General features: G+C 69.2%; 13 protein-coding genes and 2 pseudogenes. 7 read left to right on the plus strand and 8 right to left on the minus strand.

Annotated features, from left to right (window positions below; genetic code table 11):
- Positions 1-11 precede the first annotated feature (11 nt).
- From ACIQ7Q_RS15795 to ACIQ7Q_RS15805, 3 genes and pseudogenes are all read right to left on the minus strand, one after another.
- Complete coding sequence (locus tag ACIQ7Q_RS15795) at positions 12-593, minus strand: carbonic anhydrase (RefSeq protein ID WP_403861140.1); 582 nt, start codon at positions 591-593, stop codon at positions 12-14.
- A gap of 74 nt (positions 594-667) precedes the next feature.
- Positions 668-1,069, minus strand: coding sequence for a hypothetical protein (locus tag ACIQ7Q_RS15800; RefSeq protein ID WP_403861143.1), 402 nt, complete (start codon positions 1,067-1,069; stop codon positions 668-670).
- Between the two features lie 199 nt (positions 1,070-1,268).
- Positions 1,269-1,465: pseudogene (locus ACIQ7Q_RS15805) on the minus strand (cell division protein ZapE); the annotation flags it as partial.
- A gap of 798 nt (positions 1,466-2,263) precedes the next feature.
- On the opposite strand from ACIQ7Q_RS15805, the gene ACIQ7Q_RS15810 reads away from it, so the two are divergent.
- Entirely contained in the window at positions 2,264-2,482 is a 219-nt protein-coding gene (locus tag ACIQ7Q_RS15810; RefSeq protein ID WP_403861146.1) for a hypothetical protein, read from the plus strand.
- Between the two features lie 22 nt (positions 2,483-2,504).
- Here ACIQ7Q_RS15810 and ACIQ7Q_RS15815 read toward each other — a convergent pair whose 3' ends face one another.
- Together ACIQ7Q_RS15815 and ACIQ7Q_RS15820 are read right to left on the minus strand one after the other, a co-directional pair.
- On the minus strand, positions 2,505-2,660 hold the full coding sequence (locus ACIQ7Q_RS15815) for a hypothetical protein (protein ID WP_403861149.1): 156 nt from the start codon (positions 2,658-2,660) through the stop codon (positions 2,505-2,507).
- A 344-nt stretch (positions 2,661-3,004) separates the two neighbouring features.
- A pseudogene (locus ACIQ7Q_RS15820) lies at positions 3,005-3,307 on the minus strand (TetR/AcrR family transcriptional regulator); the annotation flags it as partial.
- On the opposite strand from ACIQ7Q_RS15820, the gene ACIQ7Q_RS15825 reads away from it, so the two are divergent.
- A complete protein-coding gene (locus tag ACIQ7Q_RS15825) occupies positions 3,281-3,853 on the plus strand; it encodes a DUF3237 family protein (protein WP_403862140.1) in 573 nt (190 codons plus the stop codon). The pseudogene ACIQ7Q_RS15820 and the gene ACIQ7Q_RS15825 sit on opposite strands and share 27 nt — an antisense overlap.
- Positions 3,854-3,857: 4 nt before the next feature.
- Positions 3,858-4,367, plus strand: coding sequence for a tetratricopeptide repeat protein (locus tag ACIQ7Q_RS15830; RefSeq protein ID WP_403861152.1), 510 nt, complete (start codon positions 3,858-3,860; stop codon positions 4,365-4,367).
- A gap of 420 nt (positions 4,368-4,787) precedes the next feature.
- Here the strand turns inward: ACIQ7Q_RS15830 and nhaA are convergent, their stop codons facing one another.
- The 3 genes from nhaA to ACIQ7Q_RS15845 form a co-directional block, all read right to left on the minus strand.
- Positions 4,788-6,086, minus strand: a complete 1,299-nt coding sequence (nhaA, locus tag ACIQ7Q_RS15835; RefSeq protein ID WP_403861155.1) for a Na+/H+ antiporter NhaA — start codon at positions 6,084-6,086, stop codon at positions 4,788-4,790.
- A gap of 243 nt (positions 6,087-6,329) precedes the next feature.
- A complete protein-coding gene (locus tag ACIQ7Q_RS15840) occupies positions 6,330-7,868 on the minus strand; it encodes an alanine/glycine:cation symporter family protein (RefSeq protein ID WP_403861158.1) in 1,539 nt (512 codons plus the stop codon).
- Positions 7,869-8,651: 783 nt separating this feature from the next.
- A complete protein-coding gene (locus tag ACIQ7Q_RS15845; protein WP_403861161.1) occupies positions 8,652-9,635 on the minus strand; it encodes a BtrH N-terminal domain-containing protein in 984 nt (327 codons plus the stop codon).
- Between the two features lie 391 nt (positions 9,636-10,026).
- Between ACIQ7Q_RS15845 and ACIQ7Q_RS15850 the strand changes: the two genes are divergently transcribed.
- The 4 genes from ACIQ7Q_RS15850 (at position 10,027) to ACIQ7Q_RS15865 (ending at position 15,296) form a co-directional block, all read left to right on the plus strand.
- Entirely contained in the window at positions 10,027-12,678 is a 2,652-nt protein-coding gene (locus ACIQ7Q_RS15850) for a LuxR C-terminal-related transcriptional regulator (RefSeq protein WP_403862143.1), read from the plus strand.
- 217 nt (positions 12,679-12,895) lie between these two features.
- The gene (locus tag ACIQ7Q_RS15855) at positions 12,896-14,524 is read left to right on the plus strand and encodes an MFS transporter (RefSeq protein ID WP_403861163.1); all 1,629 of its coding nucleotides are present in this window, start codon (positions 12,896-12,898) and stop codon (positions 14,522-14,524) included.
- An 18-nt stretch (positions 14,525-14,542) separates the two neighbouring features.
- Entirely contained in the window at positions 14,543-15,070 is a 528-nt protein-coding gene (locus ACIQ7Q_RS15860) for a hypothetical protein (RefSeq protein ID WP_403861165.1), read from the plus strand.
- A gap of 28 nt (positions 15,071-15,098) precedes the next feature.
- Entirely contained in the window at positions 15,099-15,296 is a 198-nt protein-coding gene (locus ACIQ7Q_RS15865; protein WP_403861168.1) for a hypothetical protein, read from the plus strand.
- Positions 15,297-15,359 lie beyond the last annotated feature (63 nt).

Genomic DNA, 15,359 nt, shown 5'->3' on the forward strand with positions numbered 1-15,359 from the left:
CATGGTGTCCCTCACAGCGCCTGGAACGTGTCGGTCTCCGCGCGGTGTTCGCGCACGGCTCCGGTGTGCACCTCGTAGTACCAGCCACGCAGGCTGAGTTGGTTCGCCTGCAGGCGCTTGTCGATGCAGGGGTAGGAGCGCAGCCGCAGCAGTTGCGTCAGGACGTGGTGCTGCACAGCCTCGGCGACCGTCGGGTCGGCGGGGTCGGAGCACTTGGGCGCGTCCGCGGCGTGCGCGAGCCAGTCCCGCACGGCGGGTACGGCGTTCAGGTCGTCGCCGCGCACCACAGCGCCCACGGCGCCGCAGTGCGAGTGGCCGCAGACCACGATGTGCTGGACGCCGAGGACCTCCACGGCGTACTCGATGGTGGCCGCCTCGCTGGTGGGGTGTCCGGAGGCGTACGGGGGGACGATGTTGCCCGCGGTGCGCAGTTCGAAGAGCTGGCCGGGGCGGGCACCGGTGATCAGGGCCGGGACGACCCGGGAGTCGGCGCAGGTGATGAACAGGACCTCGGGCGACTGGCCTTTGGCGAGGCCGGCGAACTCCTCAGGGCGCTGTCCGAACGTGCGGGCGTTGTCGATGAGGGGTTGCATGATGTGGTGATTCCTCCTGGCGCGCCGTGGGGGCGCGTCGGCTTACAGGACAGGTGGGGGGACTGCTCTGCTGCTCAGCAGCGGAACACCTGAAGTGCCGCCGGACAGTGGGCTGCCGAGGCTCTCGACGTGCGGTGGTGCGCGGTACGGGATGTGCCCGGCTCGCCCGCTTTCGAGGCCCCCTGCCTCAGGTGTGGACGGTCGGGTGCCTCGGGTGCACAGTCGGCGGCAGTGCGGTACCGGTCGCGGGTGCGCAGGGGACCGGTCGGGTCCCCGTGGCGGCCGGCGTCCCGGCAGGTGACGATCTCGTCGCGCAGCGCCTTCCCGGAGGGCTTGATTCCGGGCTGGCCCTTAGCCACGGCATGACGGGCCGTGTGCGCAGATGCGAAGGATGCGGTGGGCGCGAAGACCTGAAGGCCGAGCAGGACGGCGGCGAGGATCGACACCACGGTCCGGGCCGTCGTACCTCGGAACATGAGCCTCCCTCCAGGTAGTTCACGTCTCTAGAGCATGCCAACGCTTAGTCAATGATCAGCCAAGAAACACAATAACCCTGCAAAATCATTTGCAGGGTTAACTTAAGGTTTCGACCTGAAGAGAGCCTGAAGGCGTGTCGTGGGCGTGTGAACTGGCCCTTGATGTACTGAAGTTGGCCGCCCGGGGCCCGGACACGAGCTCGACGAGCCGCTGAGCGTCCCGGTCGGCGCCGTCAGCCGGGAGATTGCCCGGATGCCCTTCCTGCGGTAGCCGCCCTTCAATGTCTCCTCGCTGAACAGCGGGCCGTGGAGCAGCCCGGAGGCCAGGACCGGCACCTCAACGGCGTACAGCCGGTCCGCGAGGACGACAAGTCGCAGCGCCGTCGACTGGTCCGGCGCGCCAGCCGATGTCCGGCGTCCCGGTCGTCGGCGTTGCCCCGAACGCCCTGCCGCTCGCCGACTGGCTCACCGACACGCCACTGCCGTGGCTCTGTGCGACTGGGCCACAAGAAGTGGATCGGAGTCGAACGAACTGGCCGTTGACACAAGCCTTGAAGAACCACAGGGCACGACTCCAACGCGCCCAGCAGCGTCTGGCCGCAGAAGTCGCCGCCGTACGGCACCTGGGGGAGCCTGGAGACAACCCAGGCGGAGCAGATCCTGTTCCGAACGGAGCAAGACGAGCTAGCCTGTGATCAGGCTGCTGACCTGCGAATACGGCCACTGGCTCAACTCCCGGGCCAAGGGAGCGAGCCTGTTTACTCCTCCAAAGCATCTGCGGTGCTCAACGGAAACCCGACTGGGCGACAGAGCTGCGTAGACACTCCTGCCGACTCTCGAAGACCCTTCCCAAGACCTCAGTTGGGAACCTGATGGGAACAGCAGGACAAAGAAAGCCCGCGAAGGATCGCGAAAGATCACTCCCCCGCCTTCCCTCACCAGGCCGCTGACCTGCGAAAGCAGCGAAACATCAAGCCGGACAAGGACAGACGAGTAACCTTATGATCATGCTCCTAAAGCGGGTGTCGCAGGTTCGAATCCTGCCGGGGGCACAAGCGAAAAGACCCCCAGCCGATCGTGGCTGGGGGTCTTTGACATCTACGTCTGACTGTGATGATGCCGGTGGTGCCGCCCTGGGGGCCTGACTCTCCGTCTGACCGACGCTATCCGGCTGTCCTGTTGAGCAGCCGGTCCATGTGGCTGATCGCCTCGCGCTGCGTGTCTTGGGGGGAGATCAGCCGGGTCCGCCGTCTGATCAACCGGGTCAAGGCCGACCTGGACGACCTCTCGGACGAAGAACGTGCCCAGATCGAAGAAGCCGTCGCCGTGGTCCGCCGCGGCCGCTCAGTGATGCTGGGCATGCCCCGCGTCGGCCAGCCGCTTCCCGGTATCAGGCCCTGGAGGCTTCCGTGATCCCTGCCATGCGTGACGGCCGTCAGGCCGACACCGAGAGGCGCCGCCAGCGGGTCGCCACCGCAGTGAAGAACGCCGCGAGGAACGGCACGCCAATCAGCGTCTCGGCCATCGCCCGGCAAGCCGGGGTCGTCGCAGCTTCCTCTATCGTCACCGCGACCTGCTCGAAACCGCCCATGCGGCCGAGCTCGAACCGGCGGCTCAGGACCCGGCCGGCACCTCGCCGGTGAGCCGGGCATCGTCTCCAAGCCGATCTCGCCAACGCCCAGGCCCGCAACACCCGCCTGGCCGCCCGCGTCCAGCAGTTGGAGAAGCGGTTGTCGCAGGTGCTGGGGACTCAGGCATGGCAGGAGTCAGGGCTCGGAGCCCCGGCGGACATCGACGAGCTCCAGCGGAGGATCACGAGGCTAGAGCAGCACAACGTTGAACTGACCTCCGCGTTGGAGGAGGCCCGATCCGATCTCGATGCCGCGAGGGAGGCCAACCGGGACCTGACCAGAGCCCTGAACCAACGCGGCTGAATCACACAGGGGCGTCGGCGTCCTGATCGATGAGGGGCGCGTTGGACGCCAGGGCGCAGGCGGTGTCGGCGAAGTACTGCTCGTCGGCACCGGGGGCGAGGCCCAGGATCACGCCCTGCGTGAGACCGACGAACAGTGCCCTGAGCGCGGTAACCAGACGTTGCGCCTGATGCGACGTCACGGCTTTCCCGTTGTGTGATCTGCCAGTGAACAACGCGATCAGGTGGCTCTCCTGCGCCTGGATGGATGCGGCGAGTTGGGAACCGAGTTCGGGGTCGTGCAGGGCCATGTCCAGCAGGGTGACCCCGACCAGCGGTACCAGATCAACCCGGCCGACTACTACTTCCGGACCAACCCGCTCTTCGAGACAGGGGCCGAACCTTACGCGTGGCTCAACGGCACGGTCTGTATCGGTCGGGATATCTCGTCGAAGGCGGCATCGCCTACAAGGTCTCCCAGGCCCTGTGACGGAGCGTCATGGCGGGGATACCGCCGCCGTGGTCGGCGACGGCCGGCAGTACCCGCAGTTGAGTTCCGTCGGCGTGGGTCAGGGCGGGCAGTGCGTCGGTCGCCTGCCGCTCCGTCTTTCGATGGTCAGCCGGGCAATGAGGCGCACGCTGTTCCGCCGAACGCTCCCCTGCCGACTGCTGTGGAGGGAGCTGGGGGCAGGACATGGTCATCAAGTCCGGCGCCTTCACCGATGCCGCCACAAGCCCACGCGCACGTCGACGGCAGCACCAAGAAGGTCGTCATCGCCGCCCCGGGCGAGCACAGGGGGCCTGCTGTCTTAACTCCGAACTGCCTGATCGACCCGGCCCTCCTGGTCGTCGGCGGGCGACCGAGAGGATGAGGACATGAACGGACACACGGGACGCGAGCTGCTGGCTGAAGCCATCCGCCTACGCCAGCAGGGGAATCCCGAAGAGGCCCGGAGGCGGTTGCTGGATTTGGCCGCCGAGCACCCCGGGGACGCCGAGGTGGCCTACCAAACCGCATGGATCCATGACGTGCTGGGCCTGGAGGCGGAGGCCGTCCCTTTCTACGAAGGCAGCCTCCGGGGAACAGAGCTGGCGGAAGAGGACCGCCGCGGAGCTCTCCTCGGCCTCGGCAGCCCCTACCGGATACTCGGCCGGTGCGCCGAGGCGGTCACTACCCTCCGCCAAGGCGCGGCCGAGTTCCCCGATGACGGGGCCTTGCAGACCTTCCTCGCCATGGCCCTGTTCAATACCAACCAGCACCACGAAGCCATGCAAATCCTGCTCAAGCTACTCGCCACCACCAGCGATGATCCTTACGTGCGCCAGTACCGGCGTGCCATCGAGACATACGCCCAAGACCTCGACGACACCGTCCGAGCCGGCTGATTGGCCCCTCCCGCCGAACCACTCGGTAACGAGCCCACCCAGGTAGTGGGGAGAGACCGCCGGTCGGCGCCGGGGCCCGGCGGCCGCAGTCGGCGAACCGACCGGCGGCGGTTCTGGGGGACGCAGGCCGGTCCGCTCCCGTCCTGGCCCCTTGGAGCTCTGCCGCTCGGTACTGCCGTTGCCCGTCAGCGCAGCCGCGACCGCAGGCCCGACAGGGGAAGCGGCACTGGCGCCGGAGCCCCGCTGTCCCGCCGACTCAGCTGCCCCATCATTTGCCCCAGCCCTTGGCAGGAGCGCCGCTGGCCGAAGGCACCGGATGCGTGAGCGATGCGTGAGACAGCAGAAGTCCAGAGCAGCCACGGCCGGCTACGACGGCCAGTGCCGAGGCGGCGCCGCGTGGTGCCCGAACGAACGTGCATGTCAGTGCTCGCCGGTGCCGGCTCGCTGATAGATGTCGGGGATGCCGTCGGCGTCGTCGTCGCGGGTCTCTTCCTCGTACAGGCGTCGGTAGATCCCGTTGCGGCGCTTGATGAGGAAGGCCGCCGAGACGGCGGCGATGAGTGAACCGACCAGGACTGCGGCCTTGACATGCTCCGCGGCGGCCGGGTCGGGGAAGGCGAGCTCGCCGATCAGCAGGGCAACGGTGAAGCCGATGCCGGCCAGGACGGCGAGGGCGAGGACGTCCGCCCAGGCGAGGTCCGGGTTGAGCCGGGCACGGGTGAACCGGGCGGCGAGATAGGTGCCGGCGAAGATGCCCAGGGTCTTGCCGATGACCAGCCCCAACACGACCCCGAGGGGTTCTGGTTCGGTGAAGACCTCGCCGAGCGACGCGACCGAGAGGCCGACACCCGCGGCGAAGAGAGCGAACAAGGGGACCGCGACGCCGGCCGAGACGGGATGGAGCAGGTGCGAGGTGCGCTCGGCGGGTGAAGCGGTCTCGCCCTTGTCGCGGGTGGTGCGCAGGATCAGGCCCATGGCCACACCGGCGACGGTGGCGTGGACGCCGCCGTTGTACATCAGCGCCCAGGTGACGATGCCGAGCGGGACGTACCACCACCAGCCGCGCACGCGGAAGCGCTGCAGCAGGTAGAAGATGACCAGGCCGGCGATGGCTCCGCCGAGTGCCAGGAGGTTCAGGTCGCTGGTGAAGAAGATGGCGATGATGAGGATCGCGCCCAGGTCGTCGACGACGGCGAGGGTGAGCAGAAAGGCGCGTAGCGCGGCAGGCAGGTGGGTGCTGAGGACGGCCAGGACGGCGAGTGCGAAGGCGATGTCGGTGGCCATGGGGACTGCCCAGCCGGCCATGCTGCCGCCACCGGCCATGACGGTGCCGGCGTACAGGGCGGCGGGCACGATCATGCCGCAGAGGGCAGCGATGACCGGGAGCGCTGCTGTGGCCGGGGTGCGCAGCTCGCCGACCACCAGTTCACGCTTGAGTTCGATCCCGGCGACCAGGAAGAAGATGCTGAGGAGTCCGTCGGCTGTCCAGTGCTCCACGGAGAGGTCCAGCCCGAGTGCCGGTATGCCGAAGTGGAAGTCGCGGATTTGCTCGTAGACGCCGCTCCACGGTGTGTTCGCCCAGACCAGCGCCACTACGGCGGCGGCCAGGAGCACCAGCCCGCCGATCGTTTCCGTCCGGAGGGCCTGGACCACGGCATTGCGCTCCGGAAGCGGCAGCAGGCCGAGAAAGGGGGAACGTTCGCGAGGGGCGGCAGCCATCAGGGAGACCTCCGGGTGTCGGATGAGGGCATACGAGCCCTAGGACGCCGACCAGACTTCCCGGCACACCGCGCGTCCCAAGCCGCCGCCTGAAGGGGGGCACTGACGCGTTGTTCACACCCTAGCCGCTGGTTCAAGCCCTGCCGGACGGTGTTTCACCTGCTGGAATGCCATAGACGGCATGGCAAGCGGGCCCGTCCACACCAAGGCGCGAGGTGTGGACGGGCCCGCTCAGGAGCCGGGTCAGACGGTGCTCTTCACCGACTCCTGGTCTTCGTCGTCCTCCGGGCTCCCGCCGGCCTTGCGGGCGCGGACGAACTCCAGGAAGGAGTTGAGCTCCCGCTTGACGACCGGCGCCAGCAGGTAGAGGCCGATGATGTTGATGACGGCGAGCATGAACAGCACCGCGTCGGCCATGTCGATCAGCGTCTGCAGCGTGAGCAGCGAACCGGCCACGGCGAACAGGGTGTAGACGACCTTGTAGATGGTCTCGCTGGCCTTGCTGCGGCCGAAGAGGTACGTCCACGCCTTGAGGCCGTAGTAGCCCCAGGTGAGCACGGTCGAGATGGCGAAGAGCATGACCGCGATCGTGAGGATGTACGGGAACCAGGGCAGCACCGTGGCGAAGGCGTCCGACGTGATCGTGACTCCGCCGATCGACCCCTCCTGCTTGCGGGCCTCGGCCCAGCTGGCGGGGTTGGCCACGACGATGGTCAGCGCGGTCATGGTGCAGATGACCACGGTGTCGATGAAGGGCTCGAGGAGCGCGACCAGACCCTCGCTGGCGGGGTGCTTGGTCTTCACCGCGGAGTGGGCGATCGGCGCGGAGCCGAGACCGGCCTCGTTGGAGAACGCCGCCCGCTTGAAGCCGATGATCAGCGCACCGAGCACACCGCCCGCGACGCCCTCGGGGTTGAAGGCGCCCTCGATGATCGTGCCGATCGCGGACGGCACGGCGGAAATGTTGACCAGGATCACGACCAGGCAGGCCACGATGTAGATGCCGGCCATGGCGGGCACGAGGCGGCTGGTGACCGAGGCGATGGAGCGGATGCCGCCGAGCAGCACGATGCCGACGAGCGCGGCGATCAGGATGCCGAAGAACAGGGCGCCGGCCGAGGAGCCCATCATGCCGCTCTCGCCGCCGGTGACGGAGACGAGCTGGGCGTAGGACTGGTTGACCTGGAAGAGGTTTCCGCCGAAGAGGCCGAAGAAGAGGATCATGATCGACGCGAGCACGGCGAGGATCTTGCCGAGGGTCTTGCCGTTCTTGCCGAACCGGTCGGTCAGGCCCTTGGGCAGGTAGTGCATCGGCCCGCCCGAGACGGTGCCGTCGGCGTGCACCTCTCGGTACTTCACGCCGAGGGTGACCTCGACGAACTTGGTGGCCATGCCGAGCAGACCGCAGAGGACCATCCAGAACGTGGCACCGGGGCCGCCGATGGAGACGGCGACGGCGACACCGGCGATGTTGCCGAGCCCGACGGTGCCGGAGACGGCGGCAGTCAGTGCCTGGAAGTGGTTGACCTCACCGGCCGACCCCTTCTCGTCGTACTTCCCTCTGACCACGTCGATGGCGAGCCGGAACTTGCGGAGCTGGACGAAGCCGAACCATCCGGTGAAGACCAGACCGGCCACCACCAGCCAGGCGACGATGAGCGGCACGTCGGTCCCGCCCACGGGGACGGCGTAGAAGACGACCTCACCCAGCCATGTGGCTATGGGCTCGAAGAATCCGCTGACGGCTTCGTCGACGGATGTGGTCATGGAGTCGAGTGACACGTTGGCTACCTCGATGGCGCGGGACCGGCGCGGAGGGGTGTGCGCCGGTCGATGTGCGGGCTTTGAGCGAACGCCGTTGTCCGATCGGCGACCCGGGGCGAACGGTCCGCGGACTCGGACCGTGGTCACCCTGGTCTTGCTGCCGGCCCGGAGCCGGCACTCCGTGCCGCGGCCGAGCGGGGCGGCGGCCGACGGAGTTGCGCATGTCTACCACGACCTTTACGAGATCTTTAGTGAGGCAAGTCACATAACCGTCAGTAATATTGGAAAGTCCCAGCGAGCGACGCCAGACCGTTATGCAGAACTCGAGGTCCGTTCATCGGACACGTATATCCCCCAGGTGGGGTGGCTGAGAAGCACGTGTACCCCCGTGCCTGGGTGGCCCGCGAGAGGATCAGCCCGTGCGCCCCGCATCGGCAGGCCGGCACCAGTACACGGCTGTCCGCACCCCGGGGCACAAGGCCGCCGGCCTTGCTTCGGGCCGGGGGCTCCGCCGTCGTGAGCGGCACACACCCTGCGGCGCGGTGGCTGGGCGCACAAGGGGGCGCGGCACAGTCCTTCGGGAGGGTCTCAGATGACCGCCGACGGAGCGGATCTCCGACGGGCCACAGCACCGGCGATCTTGCGAACGCCGGCGCTGTCACGCCGAGGCGAATGGCGAGAGCCTGGGTACTGCTCTCCACACGCATACCCTCGCCCTGAAGGTCTCCGAACGGAGGAGGAGGTCGCCCTCCTGAGAGAGCTTGGTGCAGCACTCGCCACCGCCGCGGAGGAGGCGCCTGGCTAGAGCAGGCTGAGTGCCTGCATCGCATCGCGTTCGATGCGCGAGAGCTCGTGGAGGATGGAACCGGCCTGCATGAGGTGCTTCGCGTCGCCGGATTCGCCTGCTGTCGCGACGAGTACGGCCACCTGTGTCCAGAGGGTGGCGGCTTCGGTATACAGGGTGTGGCCGGTGCGCAGGTGGTGGCTGTCGATCAGCTGGGCGCACTCGGCGAGGAAGTCCCGGTAGAGATTGCGGAACAGGGCGCCGCCGGTGCCGGCCCTCTCCATGAGGACGGCGGTCCGTGGCAGGTCTTCCCGCGGATTGTCGCTGCGCTGCAGCCACTTCGGCACTTGCTTGGCGGTCTTCTCGATGCCCCGGTGGCCCAGATTCGCGATGGGCGGGTTCAGGAAGGCGTCGGCGCAGGTCTTGATCGCGGGGATGATCCGGTCCTGCGGTGGCGTCGGGCTGCTGGGCGCTGTGATGGTGAAGGAGCGGTGCTTGGCGGTCAGGGGGCCGCGCTCGGCCCTGGCTCGGGCCAGGCCGGCCAGGCTGATGGAGACGGCTCCGCCCTGCGGGTCGGTGTCCACCAGGTAGGCGTTCTGGTCGTCGTAGCCGTACATGGCCACGACGTGCCCGCCGAAGTGCACCTTGGTGGTGAAGTAGTCCAGGTGGTAGCTGTCGAGTTGCAGGCCGACCGGCCGACCGGCGTCGATGGGTGCCGCCACGTTCTGCCATGCCTTGCGCGGGGAGGTGGTCTCCCCGATGAGCAGCTCGAGCCCGAGGGCGGCGGCCAGGTTCCTGGTGAGCTCGAACGGCTTGACCCGACCTCCCAGGAAGGGAAAACCCATGGCTTTGCTGTCCCAGTAGATGAAGGACAGCCCGGAGCCGAGCCCGAACAGCATAGGTTCGGACAAGTCGAGTCCCTCATGCCTCAGAAGCACGCCCAGCGCCGTCGTCTCGCAGTGCTGCATGCCGCGGACATCGATGTCTTTCACCATGGCCATGCCGCTCATCCTCCTCCCTCACCTGACGACAACCCATCCGGAGTTGCTTCGGGACGAAGCGGTCTCGTCGACAGGACACGCGGGGAGGGCAGCAGGTGCGGCACGGGTCGGGACCTCGTCGGTGCCGCCGGCGTCCCGTGCTGCGAGACGGGCGATCGGGCGGCGGAAGACCGGGGGCCGTGTGCCCGTACCGGATGGCCCACGCATGCCGATGCGGGCCGTGTATCCGCCCGGTTGACCGCAAAAGGCTGGTGAACGGGCCGATGGCCCGGTGCGTCGCGCGTCCGGGCAGTAAGACTGGGATGCTGAGAGGAGTGCTATGACGTGACCCTGCCGGACTGGGGTGGTGAGCGCCGTGTCGGAGTCCTATGAGAACGCTCTGGGACCGACGGTGCCCGTCGTTCGGGACGTTCCGTGCGCCGATCCGCTGGGAGACCCGTTTCTGCGCACCCGGTTCGCCGTCCCCACGAGACCCGCCACGTTCCTGCGGCGGCAGCGACTCGTCGACCACCTCGATCAGGCTCTCGGGACGCCGTTGACGCTGATCAACGGTGCGGCCGGAGCCGGCAAGACCCTGCTGGCCGCCGACTGGGCCGCCGGACTGCGGTCGCCGGTCGCCTGGCTCACCGTCGACGCGGGGGACTGGCGTCCCGGGGTGTTCTGGGCGTACGTCCTTCAGACCCTGCGCGCCTGCGGTGCACCAGCGGCCGAGGCGGTCGGCGTTCCCGAGGACGCTTCCGGGGTGAGCCGGAGGCTGCTGGCAGCGCTCGCCGCCGAGCTGAACGACCGCGACCGGCCCGTGGTCCTCGTGCTCGACGAGTACGATCGCGTGCCCGCGCCGGAGATCGCGGAGCAGCTGGCGTTCGTCCTGCACCACGCCGGGCGGGGGCTGCACCTCGTCCTCGCCACCCGCACCGAACCACTGCTTCCGTTGCATCGTTACCGGGCGGCCGGCGAAGTGACGGAGATCCGCGCCGCCGACCTGGCCTTCACCGCCGATGAGGCCGTCGTACTGCTTGAACTGCATGGTCTGAGCCTTCCGGTCCACGCCGCGCGGGCTCTGGTGGACCGTACCCGGGGCTGGGCCGCCGGCCTGCGCCTGTCCGCCCTGGCGGCTCGGGGAAGCGCCGACCCCGAGCTCTATCTGAAAGAGTTCGAGGCAGACCGCAGTACGGTCGCGGACTTCCTGCTGGCCGAGGTTCTCAAGGGGCAGACGCCGGAGGCACAGGACCTCCTGCTGCGCGTCAGCATCCTGGAGCGTTTCTGTCCCGATCTGGCCAACTCACTGACCCTCCGGACCGACGCCGAACCCATTCTCGCCGGGCTGCATCGCGAGAACGCGTTCGTCGAGCGTCTCGGGCACTCGTGGTACGAGCTCCACCCGCTGTTCGGGGAGATACTCCGGGCCCATCTGCGCGTGCGCCTGCCCGGGTTGGAGCCGGAGCTCCACCAGCGGGCGGCGCGGTGGCTGCGTCGTTCCGGATTCCTGCCGGAGACGCTCGCCCACAGCGCCGTCGCGGGCGACTGGGATCTCGCCGCCGGTGCCCTCATAGACGACTTGGCGATCGGCCAGCTCTTCACCGGTCTGCGCTCGGACGACCTGGTCCAGTTGTTCTCCCGGATGGGGCCCGAGGCCAGGAGCCCCGCGACGGACCTTGTGCGCGCCGCCCACGACCTGTCCCGGTACGACCTCGATCGTGGTCTGGCACGACTGCGTCACGCCGAGGAGCGTCTGACCGACGACGCCCCCGGCTTGGCGGCCGCCCAGCTGAGCTGTGCGCTGCTCGAGGCACTGGCGGCCCGGCTGGCCGGGTGTCCCCCGCGGGCCGAACGGGCCGCGGAAGCGGCCGGTGAATTGCGGCAGGAAGTCCCGGCGCGCCTGTTGGCCAAACATCCCGAACTCACCGCTCTCCTGCTGACCCACCTGGGCTCGGCACGCCTGTGGGCCGGGCGTTTCGAGGACGCACGCGCTGTCCTGACCACCGTGGCCGGTGCTCCCGGCGGAGCTCCCACCGTGCTGGCCCGCGAGGAGTCGATGGGGCACCTGGCCCTTCTGGACTACCTGAACGGCTGGACCGGCCGGGCGGAGCGCAAGGCACTGGCGGCGGTGTCAGAGGCAGAGCGGCTCGGCCTGCCCCGGCCGTCCGGGTCCGGCATCGGACGGCTGGTACTGGCCGCCGTGGCTGTCGATCGTGATGAACTGGGCCGGGCCCAGGCCCTCCTCGACGAGACGGCCCGGCTCCCCTCGGCAACGCGTGATCCGGTGATGGCGGCCGGGCGGGCGCTCGCCACAGCTCGCCTCCTGTTGGCCAGAGGCAGGGCACGAGCCGCCGTCGAGGCGGCGGGCCCGGCCGTCTCCGCCGCCGTGGCCTCACCCTGGGCGGCGAGCCATGAAGTGCTCGTCACCTCCGCCGCCCACCTGGCCGAAGGACGCCCTGACAGAGCCGCCGAGGTGCTCCAGGGACTGTCCGGCGACCAGCCGGTGTGTGCCGTGGAGGCCGCCGCGCTCCAGCTCGTCGCAGGGCGTCCCGGAGCGGCCGTCGACCTGCTCGACAGCATCAGCGCCGAGGGCCGTACCGGTCCGGCGGTGACCGTGAGGGCAGCGCTGGTGAGGGCTCAGGTTGCTGCGGCTACGGGAGACACCGCCGCCGCCCGCAGGCTCGTGGCGCAGGCGCTCCTCGATGCCCGGCGGGAGCGGCTGCGGCGACCGTTCCTTGATGCCGGAGCGTGGATCCGGCCTCTCCTTGCCATGGCGCCGCTCCACGAGCTGGCAGTGGGCTGGCTGGCCCCCGATCCGTCCCGGCGCGGTGAGCGGCTCCGGCCGGAGTCGCTGCCCGCACCGCTCGTCGCGGCGGAGCTGAGCGGACGCGAGCACGACGTCCTGGAACGGCTGGCCCGGATGATGTCGACCGAGGAGATCGCCGCCGACCTTTTCGTGTCGGTGAACACGGTGAAGACCCACCTCAAAAGCGTCTACCGGAAGTTGGCGGTGAGTCGGCGCAACGAGGCGGTGCGCCGCGCGCGCGAACTCCGGCTGCTGTGAACGCGCGCCGGTGAGAAGGGGCGGCGACCGCCCTCCCCACCGGCCGGACATCACAGGCTGCAGCCCTCCCCTCACGGCAGGGGCACGGGCTTCCCCCGTGGCGGGTGAGGCGCGGGGCGTGTTCCTCGGATGCGATGGGAGGTGCGGCGGGGCGTGCTCGGCCCACTGCCCGGCCGGCTCCGTCGCCGTATCGGGCCGACTCGGCGAGGTGGACAGCGTGAAGCACTGGCGGGCTCTGATCGTCCTCGGTACGGCCCAGTTCCTGATGGTCCTGGACACCTCCGTCATGAACGTGTCCATCAGCCAGCTCGTCGAGGACTTCGACACAGAGGTCACCGCCATCCAGGCCGTCATCACTCTGTATGCGCTGGTCATGGCGGCGTTCATGATCATCGGTGGCAGGTTCGGGGACATACTGGGGCGTCGCCGCATGTTCCTTCTGGGGCTGGTCGTCTATGGCGTGGGGTCGGCCCTGACCGCTGCGGCACCCACGCTGTGGGTCCTCACTCTGGGCTGGTCCGTCATCGAAGGGCTCGGAGCCGCCATGGTGCTGCCGGCCATGGCGGCCCTCGTCGCGGAGTCGTACCGCGGGCCGGACCGGGCCGTCGCCTACGCGATCATCGGCGGGCTCGCCGGCGCCGGGATCGCGGTCGGCCCGCTGCTGGGCGGCTGGGTGACGACATATCTGACCTGGCGGCTCGTCTTCGCCGGCGAGGTCGTGGTCGTCGTGGCCATGCTGCTTTGTCACCGGGTGATCGCGACGCCGGCACCGACCGGCCGGCGGCCCCGGCTGGACGGGGTCGGTGCGGTGCTCTCGGCGGCCGGACTGGGGCTGGGCGTGCTCGGGGTGCTGCAGAGCAGCACCTGGGGATGGGTGCAGCCCCGCAATCCGCCCTTCACGGTCCTCGGTTTCGCCCCGACGCTGTTCGTCGTCGGCGCCGGGGTGGCCGTCCTGGCCGCCTTCCGGTACTGGGAGCGGCGGCGGGACGACGCGGGCGCCGACCCCCTCGTCCACCTGTCGCTGCTGGGCAGGCCCGTGCTGCGCTCCGGCCTCATGACGCTGCTGAGCCAGAACCTGATCCTGCTGGGGCTGTTCTTCACCATCCCGCTGTACTTGCAGGTGGTTCAGGGTTTCGACGCCTTCCAGACGGGTCTGCGCCTGCTCCCGGTGTCCGTCACCATGCTGGTGACCTCCCTGTGCGCGTCCGCGCTGGGGCGGATGATGGGGCCGCGCCGGGTGGTCCGGCTGGCCCTGACAACCCTGGCGGCGGCCATTGTGTGGCTGCTGGCCACCATCGACCCTGTCATCGACGACGCGCAGTTCGCCGGAGCCATGGCCCTGCTGGGCGTGGGCGTCGGTCTGCTCGCCTCGCAACTGGGCAACGTCGTCCAGTCCAGCGTCGGCGAGGAGGAACGCAGTGAGGCCGGAGGGCTCCAGTTCACGGCACAGAATCTGGGCTCGGCGCTGGGCACCGCGCTCATCGGGTCGATCCTCATAGGTGCGCTGGCCCACGCCTTCACCACACAGGTGGCGGACGATCCGCGGCTGTCCGATGAGACCCGCGAGCAGGTCGGTGTCGCACTCCAGGCCGGGGTCACCTTCGTCTCCACCGATCAGGTGCGCTCGGCGGCCGAGCGTGCCGGGTTGCCGCCGTCCGAGGTCGACGCCGTCGCGGACTCCTACGCCTCCGCACAGCTGGACGGCTTGAAGGCGGCGATCCTGGCCACCGGCGGCATCGCTCTCGCCGGCTTCCTCGTCACACCGCACCTGCCGACCGCCCGGGAGAGCCGTCCGCGGCGGCCGGATCCCGACACTGCCGGCAGTGGGACCGAATCGACGCACTGAGTCCGGAGGGAGCCACCGGTGACCAGGACCGGAAACGACCCGGGCGCGGCCCGCCGGACACGCCGTGCCGAGCGCCGGGCCCAGGCGGACTACACGGGCGGCGTCTACGGATCCATGCTCGCGGCGTCCGTGGTGATCGGCGTCGGCACGCTGGGCTCCTTCCCGCGCATCGAGCTGGTGCTGCTGCTGTTGCTCACCGGCTTGGTGTTCTGGATCGCCCACGTGCATGCCCAGCTGTTCGGGGCGCGCCTGGCGCAACAGGCTCTCGACCGCCGGGTCGTGCTGCACGTGTGCCGTGACGAATGGCCGATCGTCAAGGCCGCCGTCCCGCCGGCCGCAGCGGTGGCCGTCAGCCCGATCCTGGGCCTGGACGTGCGCGGGGCCCTCTGGCTGGCTCTCGCCGTCGCCGTGGCCGGCCAGGTGGGCTGGTCCGTTGCCGCGGCACTCCGCGCCGGTGCTTCGCGGCGGCTTGTGGCCGCCACCGCATTGGTCAACCTGTTGCTCGGCCTGTTGATCATCTCCTTCAAGATCGTTCTGACGCATTGATCCAGGGAGCCCGTGGGAGGACAAGCTCGTGCGCTACGAGATCCGAATCGAGGGACACCTGTCGGAAACACTGGCCAAAGCCTTCCCGGAGCTGGGCCATGTGGTGATGTCCGGCCAGACCGTCCTGTTCGGCCCTGTCGTGGACGAGGCGCACCTGTACGGGTTGTTGGCACGCTGCCAGTCACTGGGGCTGCGTGTCTTGGAGATGCGGCAGCTGCCGGAGTGACGGGACCGGGGAGTGTCCGATACCGGCGGGGACCGGGAAGTGTCCGATACCGGATCGGCCTCT

The organism is Streptomyces sp. NPDC096176 (genome assembly GCF_044763255.1).
Lineage (GTDB): Bacteria > Actinomycetota > Actinomycetes > Streptomycetales > Streptomycetaceae > Streptomyces.